This is a genomic window from Arthrobacter sp. YAF34 (assembly GCF_052113245.1).
In the GTDB taxonomy this organism is placed as follows: Bacteria; Actinomycetota; Actinomycetes; order Actinomycetales; family Micrococcaceae; genus Arthrobacter.
The window spans coordinates 38841-51620 of sequence record NZ_JBFRCV010000007.1 but is presented as its reverse complement, the minus strand read 5'-3'; the positions used below and the strand labels follow the sequence as shown (position 1 = coordinate 51620).

At 65.7% G+C, this 12780-nt stretch carries 13 protein-coding genes; 3 read left to right on the top strand and 10 right to left on the bottom strand.

Going from position 1 to position 12780, the window contains the following annotated elements; genetic code table 11:
* Positions 1-9 precede the first annotated feature (9 nt).
* The 3 genes from AB4Y72_RS10200 to AB4Y72_RS10190 all read right to left on the bottom strand — a co-directional run bounded on the left by AB4Y72_RS10200 (position 10) and on the right by AB4Y72_RS10190 (position 1831).
* On the bottom strand, positions 10-1065 hold the full coding sequence (locus AB4Y72_RS10200) for an iron-containing redox enzyme family protein (protein WP_441426045.1): 1056 nt from the start codon (positions 1063-1065) through the stop codon (positions 10-12).
* 74 nt (positions 1066-1139) lie between these two features.
* The gene (locus AB4Y72_RS10195) at positions 1140-1568 is read right to left on the bottom strand and encodes a hypothetical protein (protein ID WP_441426044.1); all 429 of its coding nucleotides are present in this window, start codon (positions 1566-1568) and stop codon (positions 1140-1142) included.
* Positions 1569-1573: 5 nt separating this feature from the next.
* Positions 1574-1831: a hypothetical protein gene (locus AB4Y72_RS10190; protein ID WP_441426043.1), complete on the bottom strand. Its 258-nt coding sequence runs from the start codon at positions 1829-1831 to the stop codon at positions 1574-1576.
* Positions 1832-2103: 272 nt separating this feature from the next.
* Between AB4Y72_RS10190 and AB4Y72_RS10185 the strand changes: the two genes are divergently transcribed.
* Both AB4Y72_RS10185 and AB4Y72_RS10180 read left to right on the top strand, forming a co-directional pair.
* Entirely contained in the window at positions 2104-2835 is a 732-nt protein-coding gene (locus tag AB4Y72_RS10185; RefSeq protein ID WP_441426215.1) for a TetR/AcrR family transcriptional regulator C-terminal domain-containing protein, read from the top strand.
* Positions 2832-3095, top strand: coding sequence for a zinc-ribbon domain-containing protein (locus AB4Y72_RS10180; RefSeq protein WP_441426214.1), 264 nt, complete (start codon positions 2832-2834; stop codon positions 3093-3095). The genes AB4Y72_RS10185 and AB4Y72_RS10180 overlap by 4 nt, the downstream gene beginning before the upstream one ends.
* 82 nt (positions 3096-3177) lie before the next feature.
* On the opposite strand, the gene AB4Y72_RS10175 is transcribed toward AB4Y72_RS10180, so the two are convergent.
* The 6 genes from AB4Y72_RS10175 to AB4Y72_RS10150 form a co-directional block, all read right to left on the bottom strand.
* Entirely contained in the window at positions 3178-3492 is a 315-nt protein-coding gene (locus AB4Y72_RS10175; protein WP_441426042.1) for a hypothetical protein, read from the bottom strand.
* A gap of 723 nt (positions 3493-4215) precedes the next feature.
* The gene (locus tag AB4Y72_RS10170; protein WP_441426041.1) at positions 4216-4866 is read right to left on the bottom strand and encodes a hypothetical protein; all 651 of its coding nucleotides are present in this window, start codon (positions 4864-4866) and stop codon (positions 4216-4218) included.
* Between the two features lie 175 nt (positions 4867-5041).
* Complete coding sequence (locus AB4Y72_RS10165) at positions 5042-6478, bottom strand: MFS transporter (RefSeq protein ID WP_441426040.1); 1437 nt, start codon at positions 6476-6478, stop codon at positions 5042-5044.
* A 131-nt stretch (positions 6479-6609) separates the two neighbouring features.
* Positions 6610-7419 carry a creatininase gene (locus AB4Y72_RS10160; RefSeq protein ID WP_441426039.1) on the bottom strand — a complete coding sequence of 270 codons (810 nt, stop codon included), beginning with the start codon at positions 7417-7419 and terminating at the stop codon, positions 6610-6612.
* 104 nt (positions 7420-7523) lie between these two features.
* Positions 7524-8780: an aminopeptidase P family protein gene (locus AB4Y72_RS10155; protein WP_441426038.1), complete on the bottom strand. Its 1257-nt coding sequence runs from the start codon at positions 8778-8780 to the stop codon at positions 7524-7526.
* Positions 8781-8836: 56 nt separating this feature from the next.
* Positions 8837-10381 (bottom strand): purine-cytosine permease family protein, encoded by a 1545-nt coding sequence (locus AB4Y72_RS10150; protein ID WP_441426037.1) that lies wholly within the window; start codon positions 10379-10381, stop codon positions 8837-8839.
* A gap of 123 nt (positions 10382-10504) precedes the next feature.
* Between AB4Y72_RS10150 and AB4Y72_RS10145 the strand changes: the two genes are divergently transcribed.
* Positions 10505-12031 carry a PucR family transcriptional regulator ligand-binding domain-containing protein gene (locus AB4Y72_RS10145; protein WP_441426036.1) on the top strand — a complete coding sequence of 509 codons (1527 nt, stop codon included), beginning with the start codon at positions 10505-10507 and terminating at the stop codon, positions 12029-12031.
* On the opposite strand, the gene AB4Y72_RS10140 is transcribed toward AB4Y72_RS10145, so the two are convergent.
* Positions 12028-12711: a GntR family transcriptional regulator gene (locus AB4Y72_RS10140; protein ID WP_441426035.1), complete on the bottom strand. Its 684-nt coding sequence runs from the start codon at positions 12709-12711 to the stop codon at positions 12028-12030. The two genes, AB4Y72_RS10145 and AB4Y72_RS10140, sit on opposite strands and share 4 nt — an antisense overlap.
* Positions 12712-12780: the final 69 nt, after the last annotated feature.

The following is a 12780-nucleotide window of genomic DNA, read 5'->3' as shown; positions in this document are numbered from 1 at the left end:
GATGCCAGGTCAGGCCGCGGCGGGAACGGGCGAGTCGAGCGAGGATCTGCCGCTTTCCCAGGCCCCCATGATGTGCGCCGTGAGGCGCGCGTCGATGGCGAGCACCGCCGTCGCGCCGAACAGGACATCCGGGAAGAGGTCCGGCTCAGCCTCGACGAGACCTCCGGCGAGATCCCTGCCCGCGATCTGTTCGTGGACGGCGTCCGCTTCGACGTGCTCGTCGAAGTAGGCCGTCACTTCGGCCTCGAATCCGAGGCGCCTGAAGCCGTTGCCGTACAGCTGGTTCGGCCGGGAGGACGTCATTTCGTAAATCGCCAGATGCCCTGCGATGGCACCGCGAAGTCTGCGGTTCAGCGCGAACAGGGACATCATGTTGACCGAGGCGAGTGAAATCGCCGGAACGGCGTCCGCGTAGGCTCCGTAGCTGTCATCCAGCCCCAGCCCCCGCATGGTCCGGGCGAAGAGGGCGCTGTGCATACGGTCCGGACGGCCGCCGCCGTACTCGTCAGCTTGAATCTCCACCAGCGCAGCCTTGGCCCGGCCGTTCAGCCTGGGGATCGCCCAGGTGTGCGGATCGGCTTCCTTGAGCTGATAAATCGATTTGTGGACCAGGAATTCACGGAGCTGCCCGAGGGTCGCCTTCTTCGCCACGTGGCGGGACATGCCCGGGCCGCCGTCCTGGGACGCGAGCCCGAACAGAATATCCGCCACGGCGTCGCTGTCCAGCGCCTTGCCAGCCGGGGCCCCGACTGTCCCGGCGGACAGGCTGGCTGCGGATCGCAGCGCCTGCTCGAAAGGTTCCTCCAGGAGCTGGCGGAGCGTGATCAGCCCCGGGTTCCATTCCCAGCGGTCATCCACCCCGTCCAGGCCTCCGTAATGCAGCTCATACAGGCAGAACAGGGCCAACTGCGCGTCGCCGTCGTCGATGATGTCATCGACGAGCGGCAGCTGCCGCTCGGTGAGAGTGTGCAGGGCGTCGTGTGCGGCGGAGTCATGGCTCGGCCCGCCAGCCAGTAGCCGGAACAGGCCCCCACTGATGGGTCCCCGTGCGTCAGGTATCTTCATTTTTTCTCCTACGTCGGCCCCAGCGGCATGGCTGAGGCCGGGACGCGTCGTCGATATGCGGTCAGGCCGCCCGCTCAGGGGTGGCGTATATCCATCTGGAACCCGCACCGGCACCGCAGGACGCGCGTCCTGAGGTAATCGCCCAGAAGATCCCGGGCTCCGGGGTAGGTGGAAACGGGACGCTGCGCGCTACGCCGTTCGGGGTCCACCGCGGACATTGGCTCCTGGCAGTGCCGGTACGTGGCGTCGCGGAGCGCGGCGCCGGCGGTGTTCCCGTTCCGCCCCGGAATGGATGCGAGCAGGGCCGCCGTCGTGGCCATCACGTGAGCGCTGCCGCATTTGGTGCAGCTGATGGCCGCCGCCAGGGTTTCCTGCTGCAGATTCATCACGGTGACGGAGTCTACGAGGACGTGCCGGTCGGTGGCGCAGGCCGCGCACCACGGCCGGCGGCCGCGGGGCTGATGCGCGTCCCGGGGCAGATAGGTGTTTGACGCGGTGGTCACCCGGGTCAGACCAAGCCCGGGTAACTGGCCAGAATGTAGTCCTCTGCGGCCGGCCCTTTCATGCGGAGACCGGTGCGCCTGGGATGGATCTGCTTTTTCTTCATGGCCGCCCAGAAGGCGTCCTCGGGGCGGGGTGCGGCCTGGCCCAGGAAGCACCAGCTGGTGTAGAGGCCGTAGAGCGGGTCACGGCCCAGGCCGTGGTCGGATGCAGGATCACTGGCGGTGGCTTCCTGCAGGAATTGGTCATAGTGAGAAGTTGCCATGAGTGGCTCGCTTCCTCGCGGTGCATCGTGTGCCGCCGTGTGGCTACAGCAGCTAGGCCTCGAGGCCGTGCACGCGGCGCCGAAGCAGTTCCGGTTTGCCGCGTCGCCGCAGATCCGGGATAGAGCGTTGCCGGGCTGGAATCCACGTGCCGCAGACACCAGTCGGAACAACATTTCTACGCTGTAGACTCTAGGCGTAGACTACACATTAAGCAACCTCCTTATTTCCAGGGAAGTCTGCCGTGTTCTCACACCGATCCGAACGGAAGACCATGTCGCCCGAAGCCAATCCGGCACCCTCAACGGGGGCCGCCGCGCCCCCAGCGGTTCCCGGCAAGAAGCGACTCAGCCGCGAGATTGTTCTGTGCGCGGCCCTGGCCCTGGTGGACGCCGAAGGACTCGACGCCCTCACCATGCGCAGGCTCGGGCAGGAACTCGGGCGGGATCCCATGGGCCTGTACCGTTACGCCGAAAACCGCGCGGCCCTGCTGGACGGGGTCTCCGAACTCGTCCTGAACGAACTGGCCGTCATCCCCGATGACCCCGACTGGCAGGCCCAGCTCCGCCGCATTGCCCACGACCTGCGGCACCTGGCGCTCCGACACCCCAACGTCGTGCCGCTCCTCGTCACGCGCCCCCTGTCAACACCCCTGGGCCTCCGGCCGCTGGGGACGCTGCGGCCGCTGGAGCAGATCCTGTCCCTGCTGATCGAGGCCGGGTTCGGCCCCGAGGACGCGTTGCACGTCTATCGCGCGTACTACGGCTACCTCTACGGGCACATCCTCAACGAGCTGCAGGAGTTCATCGTCGATCCCGACGAAAACGAGGCCCTCCTCCGCCTGGGCCTGCACCGCCTGCCGGCCAAAGAGTTCCCGCGCCTCCGCGCCCTCGCCCCGGTCCTCGCCGACTACGACGGGATGGCCGAGTTGGACGAAGGCATCACCATCCTGCTCTCCGGCCTCGCAGCCCGCCTACCGCTTCCGGGAGCCCAGCCCACCCCCTGATCGGGAACCTCTCTGGAAAGGCACCCGCCATCTTTCTCCTCTTTGGCCTCAAGACCGCCCTCCGCGACCTTCCCGGGCGGGCGGCCACCTGCCAGTACTGCCGCCGGCTCGTGCCGCACCGGCTCCAAGAGCGCGCGACAAAATTCACCCTGTTCTTCATCCCCGTCGTCACCACCTCCAGGGCCTACAACATCACCTGCTCCAACTGCGGGCAGCACTCAATGATCAAGGCCCGGCAGAAGAACGCCCTCCTGCGCTAGGAATTCTGCACCAGGAAGCCGCGAAGCGGACCTCTTGCCCGCAGAGGGTGACGGTCCGCAGCACGACGGCGGCCAGGGGTGTCTAGATCGGTGGAGGAACCGCGCCGTAGGAATGTGGCACCGCATGGGGATTGACCGGACGGTCCTCGTCGGATGTGGAGGGCTCCCTCGTGTCGTACGTGCGCGGCGTCCGCAGGTTCCGCGACCGTTTCCGCACCCCCACCGCGACAAATCCAAGACCAGCGAGCAGAAGACCGAGCCCGACGGCGAACATCACCACCGCACCCTGGCCGGCGCTATCCGAAAACACCTCAAACAGCGGGGTCGGCAGGACGAACACCGTGGCCGCCAGCAGTATCAAACCCACTGCAATTTGCCATGTCCCCTTGGACTGCATGGTTCCCCCTCCATGTGGTGCGTCTCAGCCTTGCGACCCAGTAAACCCGACACGTGCTCTTTTAGAAAGGGTTACTCCGGGCACCGGGTAACAGGAGACGCCGCGGTACCAATTCACCCGGGCACGACAAGGTAGGCTGCGTCGAAAGAATCACTGTGTGAATTGGGGAACCGTTGAGACTTGAGTTGTGGCATCTTCTTATCATTCTGCTGGTCGCGGCGGGTGTCGCCGTCGTATTTCTTGTGGCCCGGGTGGCGCGCCGGGTCCGGACCCGCAATCCTAATGGGGACCCGGGGAACGACTCGACCGGCTAACGCCTTGAGCGTTGCTGTTTCCGCCGTTTGACTGGCGAAGCGACATGAGAAGCTGTGCCAAACACAAATGCTCACAAGGGGGAAGCATGGTTTCAATAGGCGCGGCCATCGCGTGGTTCGTCATACCTGTGGTTCTTATCGCAACGGCGCTGTACTGGATCATTCGCCTGGGAGTGAAACACGGCCTTCGGTCGTATGAGGCAGAGAAGGCTAGAGACTCACAGTCCCTGATTTAGGCGGATCGGGCGCGCAAGGCGTTTCGCCCGCGCACCGTTGCCGGCTGGCGAAGGAGATGATCCTATCGGCAAGTCCGGGGACTAGGCTTTCGCCCAGGAAGCCCGGGCTGCAACCTCGGGACGCTTCCGAACGGCGGACACCGAGTACGGGGGGCGAGTGAAACGACCCCTGGTCAGAGGCGAAGGTCTTTGGTGGCGGTGACCCAGTTTCGCGCGATGGCCTTCTGCGCTGCAGCCAGAGTCACCCTGTGTGAGCAGACGGCCTTGTTCAGCCGGGTCTCGACGGCATCCTTGGGATTGGTGGTGCCCGGCGCACCGGCACGGTTCGGTTCGGGCCAGAGGTTAGATACGGCGTTGGTGCCGCCCAGCTGGAGGCTGATGAGGTGGTCGTATTCGGTGGACGCGGCGCGGGTCTGGCCGTACTGGGACAGGCTCAGGGCCTTGGTTTTGTTGGTGTCCGAAGCGGGGGCGCGGACCGTGGCCGTGTAACCGGACTTGCAGATGGTGGAGGTGAGGTTGCCTTCGGTGACGGCCGGGTCGACGGCGCCCGGAGTGCACACCGGATCCGGCAGGAACAACCCGGCGGCGGCGTCAACGGCGCGGGCCCTGCACTGGCCCGGGGCCAGGACCTCGTCAACGGCGACCTTGTGGGGGGAATGCAGCGACTTCACCGGCGGCGCCGATCCGGTGGCCGCCGACGGGGCCGAGGCTCTGGGCGCAGCGGCGTGGGACCTCTGCGCGCTGGTGTAGAGGAAACCGACAATCACCAGGCCGGCGACGAGCAGTGTGACGAACAGGGCAAGGCGCGTGCGGGAGACGGTCATGGTCCTCAGGTGTACGGCAGGTCAAGAGAGCGTGCCCGGTCGGGCAACAAAGAAGGGAAGCCGGGGTTCCCGTCTTCTGTTCTATCCCGCCGGGCCGTCCCGGGACGCGGCGCCGCGCCGATCAGGCTGCCCCATGCAGGGCAGCGACCAGATTCCTGTCAGCGCGAACGGTGGATCACTCCCGCGCGGCGGCGTGGACCTGGCTGACGGGTTTGGTGGCGGGCATGCCGATGACGGCGGCGACGGTGAGGACGGCGACGATCACGACGGCCAGGAACACTGCGGCAGAGGCCGCCACGATTGTCTGCGGATCCGTGTCGCCGTGCGGAGTTCCCGCGTAGACAGCGTTCGCTATCGCGCCGAAAACGGCGACGCCGATGGCGCTGCCGATGGATCGGGCGAAAAGGTTGGTGCCCGTGACCACGCCGCGCTCATTCCATTCGACGCTCGACTGGGCGGCGATGAGGGTCGGGGTGGCGACGAGCCCGAGTCCGAGCCCGACGATGAAGCAGCTGGCCGCGACCACCGCAACGTTGGGGACGGAGGCGGTAAGGGCCAGGACTGCCGTGCCGATGACGGTGACCGTGATGCCGATCAGGGCGGTATTCCGGAACCCGATGCGCAGATACAGGCGGCCGGACTGCGACGCACTGATCGGCCAGCCGATGGTGAGCGCCGCGAGGGCGAGGCCGGCCAGGATCGGGGAGGTCGAGAGAGCTCCTTCGAGGAACGTGGGAACGTAAGAGGTGAGGCCAAGCATGACTGCTCCGACGCCGAAGGCGATCATCGCCGTCGTCGCCAACAGCCGCCGGGACACAACCCACTGCGGCAGGACCGGCTCCGCCGCCCGCCGTTCGACGAGGATGAATGCGGCGAACAACAGCGCACCGCCCGCGAACACTGCGATGCTGACGGCGGAGTCCCAGGCCCAGGCCTGGCCGCCCTCGAGGGCCCCCAGAATGAGCAGGGTGAGCGAAACCGTGAGCAGCCCCGCCCCCAGGTAGTCGACCCGGTGCTTCACGGGCTCGATGTTCTCGTGGAACGATCGGGCCAGCATCCATCCGGCTACCAGGCACAGCGGGATGTTCACGAGGAAGATGCCGCGCCAGATTCCGAGTGCGGCAAACACTCCCCCGAGCGTCGGGCCCACCACCGAGGAGACCGCCCACACGCTCGCGAGGTAGCCCTGCACCTTGGCCCGCTCTGCCAGGGTGTAGATGTCGCCGGCGATGGTGACGGCCATCGGCTGGACTGCTCCCGCGCCCAGGCCCTGGACCACGCGGAAGGCGATGAGGACAGGCATGCTCCAGGCAACTCCGCAGAGAATCGAGCCGAGCAGGAACAGGCCGATACCGAGGAGCATGATCGGCTTGCGGCCGATGGTGTCGGAGAGCTTCGCGTAAACAGGCACCGACACGGCCTGCGCCAGGAGGTAGGCGGAGAACAGCCACGGGAACGACGCGAACCCGCCGATGTCGTGCACGATCGAGGGCACGGCCGTCGCCACAACGGTCGCATCAATCGCCACCAGCCCGGTGGAGAGCATCAGTGCGATGAGGACTGGTCCGCGTTTGGAGCGGAAGCCGACTCCCTCGGCCGTCGATGTCGTCATGTGGTCTTCGTTCCCATCCGCGTGCAGGGCGCGTTGCGCGCAGAACCGGTTGCGGCCCCGATTGCATAACTGCACGGTTCACCGAATTAGTCCCGGACGTCCCGACGACGTGGCTCAGCCGCTGATTGCGTCTACGCCACCCCGGGGACAGCCGTCACGGCCGGTTCGCGGGCCAGCTCGCTTGCGAGGTCTGCGGTCAGGTCCTCGACAACCTGCCCGTACAGCAGGTTCCCCTTGGCGGCGCTGGACCCGGCCGCCGAGGAGAGGCAGCCGGTGGCCGGCGTCCGGTCGGGCACCACCGGGAGTCTGTCGAAGCGCGGCAGGACCGCGGCAGGACCGTCGACTAGTCGGTCCATGGCAACCCTGGCCGGTTCCAGGTGCAGCATGAGTGAAGTTTCCAGGACGCCGCCGTGCTCAATGTCCCAGCCCGGGAAGCCGTCCGGGTAGACCTGAGTCAGTGTTTCCTGGCTGACAAAGTCCCAGTAGGACAACAGCAGCACGCTCTGCTTCGCCCCGGACCCGATCCCCAGCTCTTCCAGGGCGAGATCGATTCCCTCGTACAGGAACTGGTAGTTCTCGTAGTGGCCGTTGAGAAAGACCACGTGCCGCACGCCCTGGTTTAGGAAGGACTTGACGAGGTTGCGCGCCACGCCGATCAGGGTGCCGCCATCCAGGCTGGTGGTGCCAGGGAGGTGGTTGCCGCCGCCGGACTTCTGTTGCGACTTGTATCCGTAGGCGATGGGCTGGGCCACGAGCGCACCCAGCCGTCTGGCGACACCCTCGGCGAAACGGGACGACAGGATGGTATCCGTTCCAAGGGGAAGGTGTGGGCCGTGCTGTTCCAAGGAACCGACGGGGATGAGGACGATCGCCTTCCCGGAGGCGAGGGCCTCGCGGTAGCCGAAGGCATCCATGTCTTCCAGGAATACTGACTTGTTCATGCTGCTGGAGCTCCTTGTTTAGTGCGCCTGCAGGGTGCGGCACCACGGTGGCCGTGGCGCCGCACCCTCATCGCTGCCGCTGGCGTTGGTGTCAGGCGTTGGTGTCAGGCGCCGATGATGTTGTACTCGGGGCCGAAGGGGAACTTGGTGATGTTTTCGGCCCCGTCCTCACCGACCACGAGAATGTCGTGTTCCCGGTAGCCGCCGGCACCGGGCTGACCGTCCAGGACGGTGATCATCGGTTCCATAGAGACCACCATGCCCGCTTCCAGCACGGTGTCGATGTCCTCGCGGAGCTCGAGTCCGGCTTCCCGGCCGTAGTAGTGGCTCAGGACGCCAAAGGAGTGTCCGTAGCCGAAGGTCCGGTTGGCGAGCAGTCCGTGGCCTACGTAGATCTCGTTCAGTTCAGCGGCGATGTCCTTGCAGACGGCTCCGGGCTTGATCAGTTCCAGGCCGCGCTTGTGGACTTCGACGTTGATGTTCCACAGTTCCAGGGAGCGGGCGTCGGGTTCGCCGTAGAACAGGGTCCGTTCCAGGGCGGTGTAGTACCCGGAGGTCATCGGGAAGCAGTTCAGGGACAGGATGTCGTGCTCCCGAATCTTGCGGGTGGTGGCCCAGTTGTGGGCGCCGTCGGTGTTGATACCCGACTGGAACCAGACCCAGGTGTCGCGGATTTCCGAGTCCGGGAAGGTCCGGGCGATTTCGCGGACCATGGCCTCGGTTCCGATCAAGGCCACCTCATATTCGGTGATTCCGGCGGTGATGGCGTTGCGGATGGCCTCGCCGCCGAGGTCCCCGATGCGGGCGCCGTGCTTGATGACCGCGATCTCCTCGGCTGACTTGATCATCCGCTGGCGCATGGCTGCCTGGGCCACGTCCACCAAGGCGGCGGATGCGAAGGCTGCCTGGATCTTGTTGCGGTTGTCCAGCGGCAGCGAGTCGTCTTCGACGCCGATCCGGCGGGGGTTAATGCCGCGGGTGCGCAGCGCCTCCTGGATGGCGAAGATGTAGTTGTCCCGGCGCCAGTCCGTGTAGACCACATTGTCGCCGTAGCTGCGCCGCCACGGCATCCCGGCGTCGATGTTTGCCGTGACGGTCACGGTGTCGTCTTTGGTGACCACCATGGCATACGAGCGGCCGAAGTAGGTGAAGAGGAAGTCGGAGTAGTACTTGATGGAGTGGTAGCTGGTGAGGACGACGGCGTCGAGGTCCTTGTCTGCCATGATGCGGCGCAACCCGGCGAGGCGGCGCTCAAACTCGGCATCGGAGAACGTGAGGCTGACTTTCGTGCCGTTATTCAGGACCTTCAGGCGCTCCAACTCAGAGACGTTCGAGGCAAGGGCGGCGGTGGAGATGGTCACGGGTTATTCCTTTGCAATTTGGGGGGTAAACATTGGGGATTGGCATTTGCCGGCTCTCAGGCCACGGGGGCCGGTTCCTGAACGGGGATCTTTTCCTCGCAGGCGTCGCCGTACTCGGCCAGTACAGCTTCTTCCTCCAGGTCGAGGCGGATGCCGATAGGCACTCCGGCCCTGATGCGCCGGCGGAAGCGGGGATAGCCGAGGGCAAAATAGACGGCCGAGGAGGTAACCGTTCCGGCCAGCCAGGAGAAATCGACGCCGCCCATCGCAGTCGCAATCGGCCCCTGCAGGGCAGGGATCCCGCCGTACATGAACAGCCACGTCATGAAGATCCCGGCGAAGAAGGCGATGAACGCAGAGGGGTTCACGGATTTCAGGGCGGTCTTCTTCGAATCGAGGAACAGGTAGGAGAAGTCCTTGTGGTGCCGCTCGAAGATGAAGTAGTGGACGGCCATGATGCCGCCCCACGTCGCCACCCAGGCCACGATGGCGCCCAGCCAGGTGTCGAGGATCATCGCGAAGTCCTCCGCGAACATGAATCCGATAACCGCGAACATGGACAGTATGCCGACCATGATGGACAGCTTGCGCCGCGAGATCTTCACGTCCAGGGCCTGGAAGGCAACGCCGAAGGTGTAGAGGTTGATGATGTTCGTGGCGATCGGTCCGTGGATGACCAGCAGGATGACCGGGATGGCCAAGGTGCCGAAGTTGGAGACGATCAGTTCGCCGGGGTCGGCCTGTCCATTCTTGGTCGCGAGGCTGGCCCCGAGAATGCCCAGCCAGACTACGGGCAGGAACTGCCCCAGGACGCTGACGGCGAACAACTTGGCGGGCTTGACCTTGCGGCTGACGAAGCGGGAGTAGTCCGGGGCGTAAGTGAACCAGCCGATACCCCAGCCGATGCCGATCACGGTCATGATCGAAGACATTGCAGCGATGCGCGGCAGGCCCTCCAAGACGGCGCCGGCCGGTCCGGCGTAGCTCCAGTTGATATCGAGCTGGGTCCAGGCCACGATGGACATCCCCACGAGCACGATGATGGTGGGCGGCATCGTGATCCGCTCGAACTTGGAGATGGCATGGTATCCCCGGTAGCAAATGGCAACCTGGACGGTCATGATGACCGCGGCGACGGCGATGCGCACCATGATGTTTTGTTGGCTGGGGTCGACCCAGCCGATCATGCCGAACAGTGCCAGAATCAGGTCCAGGATGACCCACGTGTTCACTGCTGACCAGCCAATGGCGATGGTCGCCTGGATGGCGGCCGGCAGGTAGGCTCCCCGGCGGCCAAATGCGCCGCGGGCAAGCAGCATGCCGGTCGCACCGGTCCGCTGGCCGAGGATGACGAAGAATCCAAAGCCCGCCATGCCAATGATGTTTCCGACGATCAGGACTATCAGGGTGTCGCTCAGGCCCAGGCCGAGCTGGATGCCGAGGGCCCCGAGGATCCAGTTGATGGGGGCGACGTTGGCGCCGGCCCAGATCCAGAACTGGCCGGAAAGTTTCGTGGTCCGTGCGGATTCAGGAATAGGTTGCAGGACATCTTCAACCTCGACAGTGGCCGCTTCGTGCGTGCCTTGTTGAGCTTGGTTCATGCTGTGCCTCAATTCACTACGTTGTGATGAAGAACGGGAGTGGATCCAGTTTATTGGTGACCTGCCCCACAAAGTAGAGACCTTTTGATTACACTGAAGGCGTATTGAGTGACAATATGACGCATGCTCAAGGGGTCAACCATCATGATCACGCTCGCTGAAGTGCTTACTAACCCCTCCATGGCGGCCGCCAGCCCGCTGATGCGCAGCAGCGTCCCCGGGACCTTGGAGCGGGCTGTCCGCTGGGTACATTCCAGCGAGGTACTCGAAATCGCCCCGCTTCTGCGCGGCGGGGAACTGCTGCTCTCCGGCGGGGAGTCGCTCCTGGCCCTGCCGGCGAAGGAGCAGGAGGACTACATCCGCAGCCTTGCGGTGCGGCATATCGCTGCCTTGGCCCTGCAGACGGCCGGCCAGGCGGCCCCATTGTCGGAGCGGCTCGTTGCCGCGGCCGATGAGTACGGGCTGCCGCTGATAGAGCTGCGCTCCGTGGCCCCCTTTGTGGACATTGCCGAGGCCGTCAACCGGCTGGTGGTCAACGAGCAGGCGGCCGCCCACTTGGTGGTCGACGACGTCTCCCGGCGGATTGCGCGCCAAATCACCGACAGGGGACCCCACCTGCCGACCATCCTCGAATTGGTGGCCACGACCCTGGGGGCTGAGGTCTCGCTGGAGGCCCCCGACGGATCGCTCCTCGGCCGCGCGGGGGAGGCCGTCGACGAGGGAGGGTCGAGGGCCGAGGCCGGCATCGTGGTCGGCGGCCAGCTTGCTGCCCAACTAACGCTCCGCTCCCCGTCGGAGGACCCGCTGCTGCTCGAGCTTGCAGCCGACCGCCTGTCCGGAATCCTGGCCCTCGCCCTGGCGCAAGCCTTTCGGCCCACACCAGCGCAGGTGGCCGAGGCACGCCTGCTGGAAGCGGTGATCGAAGGTGGCGACGCCGAATCCGTCCAGCGACTCTGGCTGCAGGCCGGGCTCCAGGCAGGCCACGCGGCGATTGTGGCCGTTTTCCGCACGGCCGGAAGGGATGCTAATTTCCCTGCCGTGGAACGAGCGCTGCACGTGCGCGGAGTGCAGGTGAAGTCCCACCTATGGGACGGTGAGCGCGCGGTACTGCTCGCCCTGCCGCACCAAGGCGCCCGGGCGGCGCGCGAAGTGCTGCTCCGCGCCGCGCGGGAGTCGCTGGCCGGTTCGGACACGTGCGCCACCTTCGGACCAAACGTGGCCGACGGCTCCCGCGCGCACGACTCCTACGTAGAAGCGCGGGAAGTCATGAAGCTGGGCATGCCCGCAGCGGGCGATGTTCTGGATGCCATGGACTTCCTGGGCCGCCGGATTCTAGCCGCCGTGCCGCATGCGGCCTTCCTGGACTCCTATGTGGAGTCAGCGCTGGGAGAAGTGCTTGAGTGGGACCGGAAGCATGGCACTGCCCTGCTGGCCACCCTCCTGTGCTGGCTCGATACGGGGTGCAACACGACGGCGTCGGCCGTCGCCTTGAACGTTGAACGGCAGACAATGCACAAGCGGCTGAACAAGATCCAGGCCCTGCTGGGCGGGGACCCCCGCACCTCCGGCAGGTTGTTCGCCATCCATATCGCCGCGGCGGCCGCCGCCACCGCGGGGCCCGGGCCGCACCCGCCGGGGCGGACACTTTAGAGCACGCTGCGGACGGTTTTCTCGAAGCTGGTCACGTGCTCCAGTGCCAGGCTGGCGGCCAGCTCGGCGTCGCCGTCGGCAACGGCATTCAGCAAGTCGACATGTTCGGTGATGTGCCCGGCAACGGACGGGATCTTGTCCAGCACCAGGCACCAGATTCGGGTCGCGAGGTTGTCGTAGCGGATCAGGGTGTCTTCCAGATGGGGGTTGCCCGCGGCCGCATAGATCAGCCGGTGCACGGTGAGGTCATAGCGCATGAGCTCGCGCTTGTCGCGTGGCGTGGCGTCGATCCCGGCGTCGATCCCGGCGATGGTCCGGGCCACCTCCCGGAGCTCCGAGCGCATGTCCGCGCTGGCGTTCGTTGCGGCGCGGCGGGCCGCCAGCGGTTCCAGTAACTCGCGGATGTCCGAGACATCGGCCAGTTCCGTTATGTCAACGATGGTGGCGAACGTTCCCCGGCGGGGGTAGGAGACAACCAGGTGATCGATTTCCAGGCGCTTGATGGCCTCGCGGACGGGAGTCCGGCCCACTCCGAGCTCCGCGGCAAGCTGGCCGTCGTTGATCGGGGCGCCGGGCTTGATCTCAAGCATGATCAGTTTGTCCCGCAGACGGCGGTAGGCCGCCTCGGCCAAGGAGATCTCCCCCTCCTCCGCTGCCGGCATGAGGTGTGCTGCGCTCATCGAATATCCCCTTCCCCCCAGCGGCCCCTCCGGCCGGCGGCCGAGGACCTATTGACTCTCTTGTGAGTT

Excerpts from the sequence above, each read along its gene's own strand:
- AB4Y72_RS10140 (WP_441426035.1), bottom strand. The coding sequence starts at position 12,711 with ATGAGCGCAGCACACCTCATGCCGGCAGCGGAGGAGGGGGAGATCTCC.
- AB4Y72_RS10170 (WP_441426041.1), bottom strand. The coding sequence starts at position 4,866 with ATGACCGTCTCCCGCACGCGCCTTGCCCTGTTCGTCACACTGCTCGTC.
- AB4Y72_RS10160 (WP_441426039.1), bottom strand. The coding sequence starts at position 7,419 with ATGAACAAGTCAGTATTCCTGGAAGACATGGATGCCTTCGGCTACCGC.
- AB4Y72_RS10190 (WP_441426043.1), bottom strand. The coding sequence starts at position 1,831 with ATGGCAACTTCTCACTATGACCAATTCCTGCAGGAAGCCACCGCCAGT.
- AB4Y72_RS10200 (WP_441426045.1), bottom strand. The coding sequence starts at position 1,065 with ATGAAGATACCTGACGCACGGGGACCCATCAGTGGGGGCCTGTTCCGG.
- AB4Y72_RS10175 (WP_441426042.1), bottom strand. The coding sequence starts at position 3,492 with ATGCAGTCCAAGGGGACATGGCAAATTGCAGTGGGTTTGATACTGCTG.
- AB4Y72_RS10145 (WP_441426036.1), top strand. The coding sequence starts at position 10,505 with ATGCTCAAGGGGTCAACCATCATGATCACGCTCGCTGAAGTGCTTACT.
- AB4Y72_RS10150 (WP_441426037.1), bottom strand. The coding sequence starts at position 10,381 with ATGAACCAAGCTCAACAAGGCACGCACGAAGCGGCCACTGTCGAGGTT.
- AB4Y72_RS10185 (WP_441426215.1), top strand. The coding sequence starts at position 2,104 with ATGTCGCCCGAAGCCAATCCGGCACCCTCAACGGGGGCCGCCGCGCCC.
- AB4Y72_RS10165 (WP_441426040.1), bottom strand. The coding sequence starts at position 6,478 with ATGACGACATCGACGGCCGAGGGAGTCGGCTTCCGCTCCAAACGCGGA.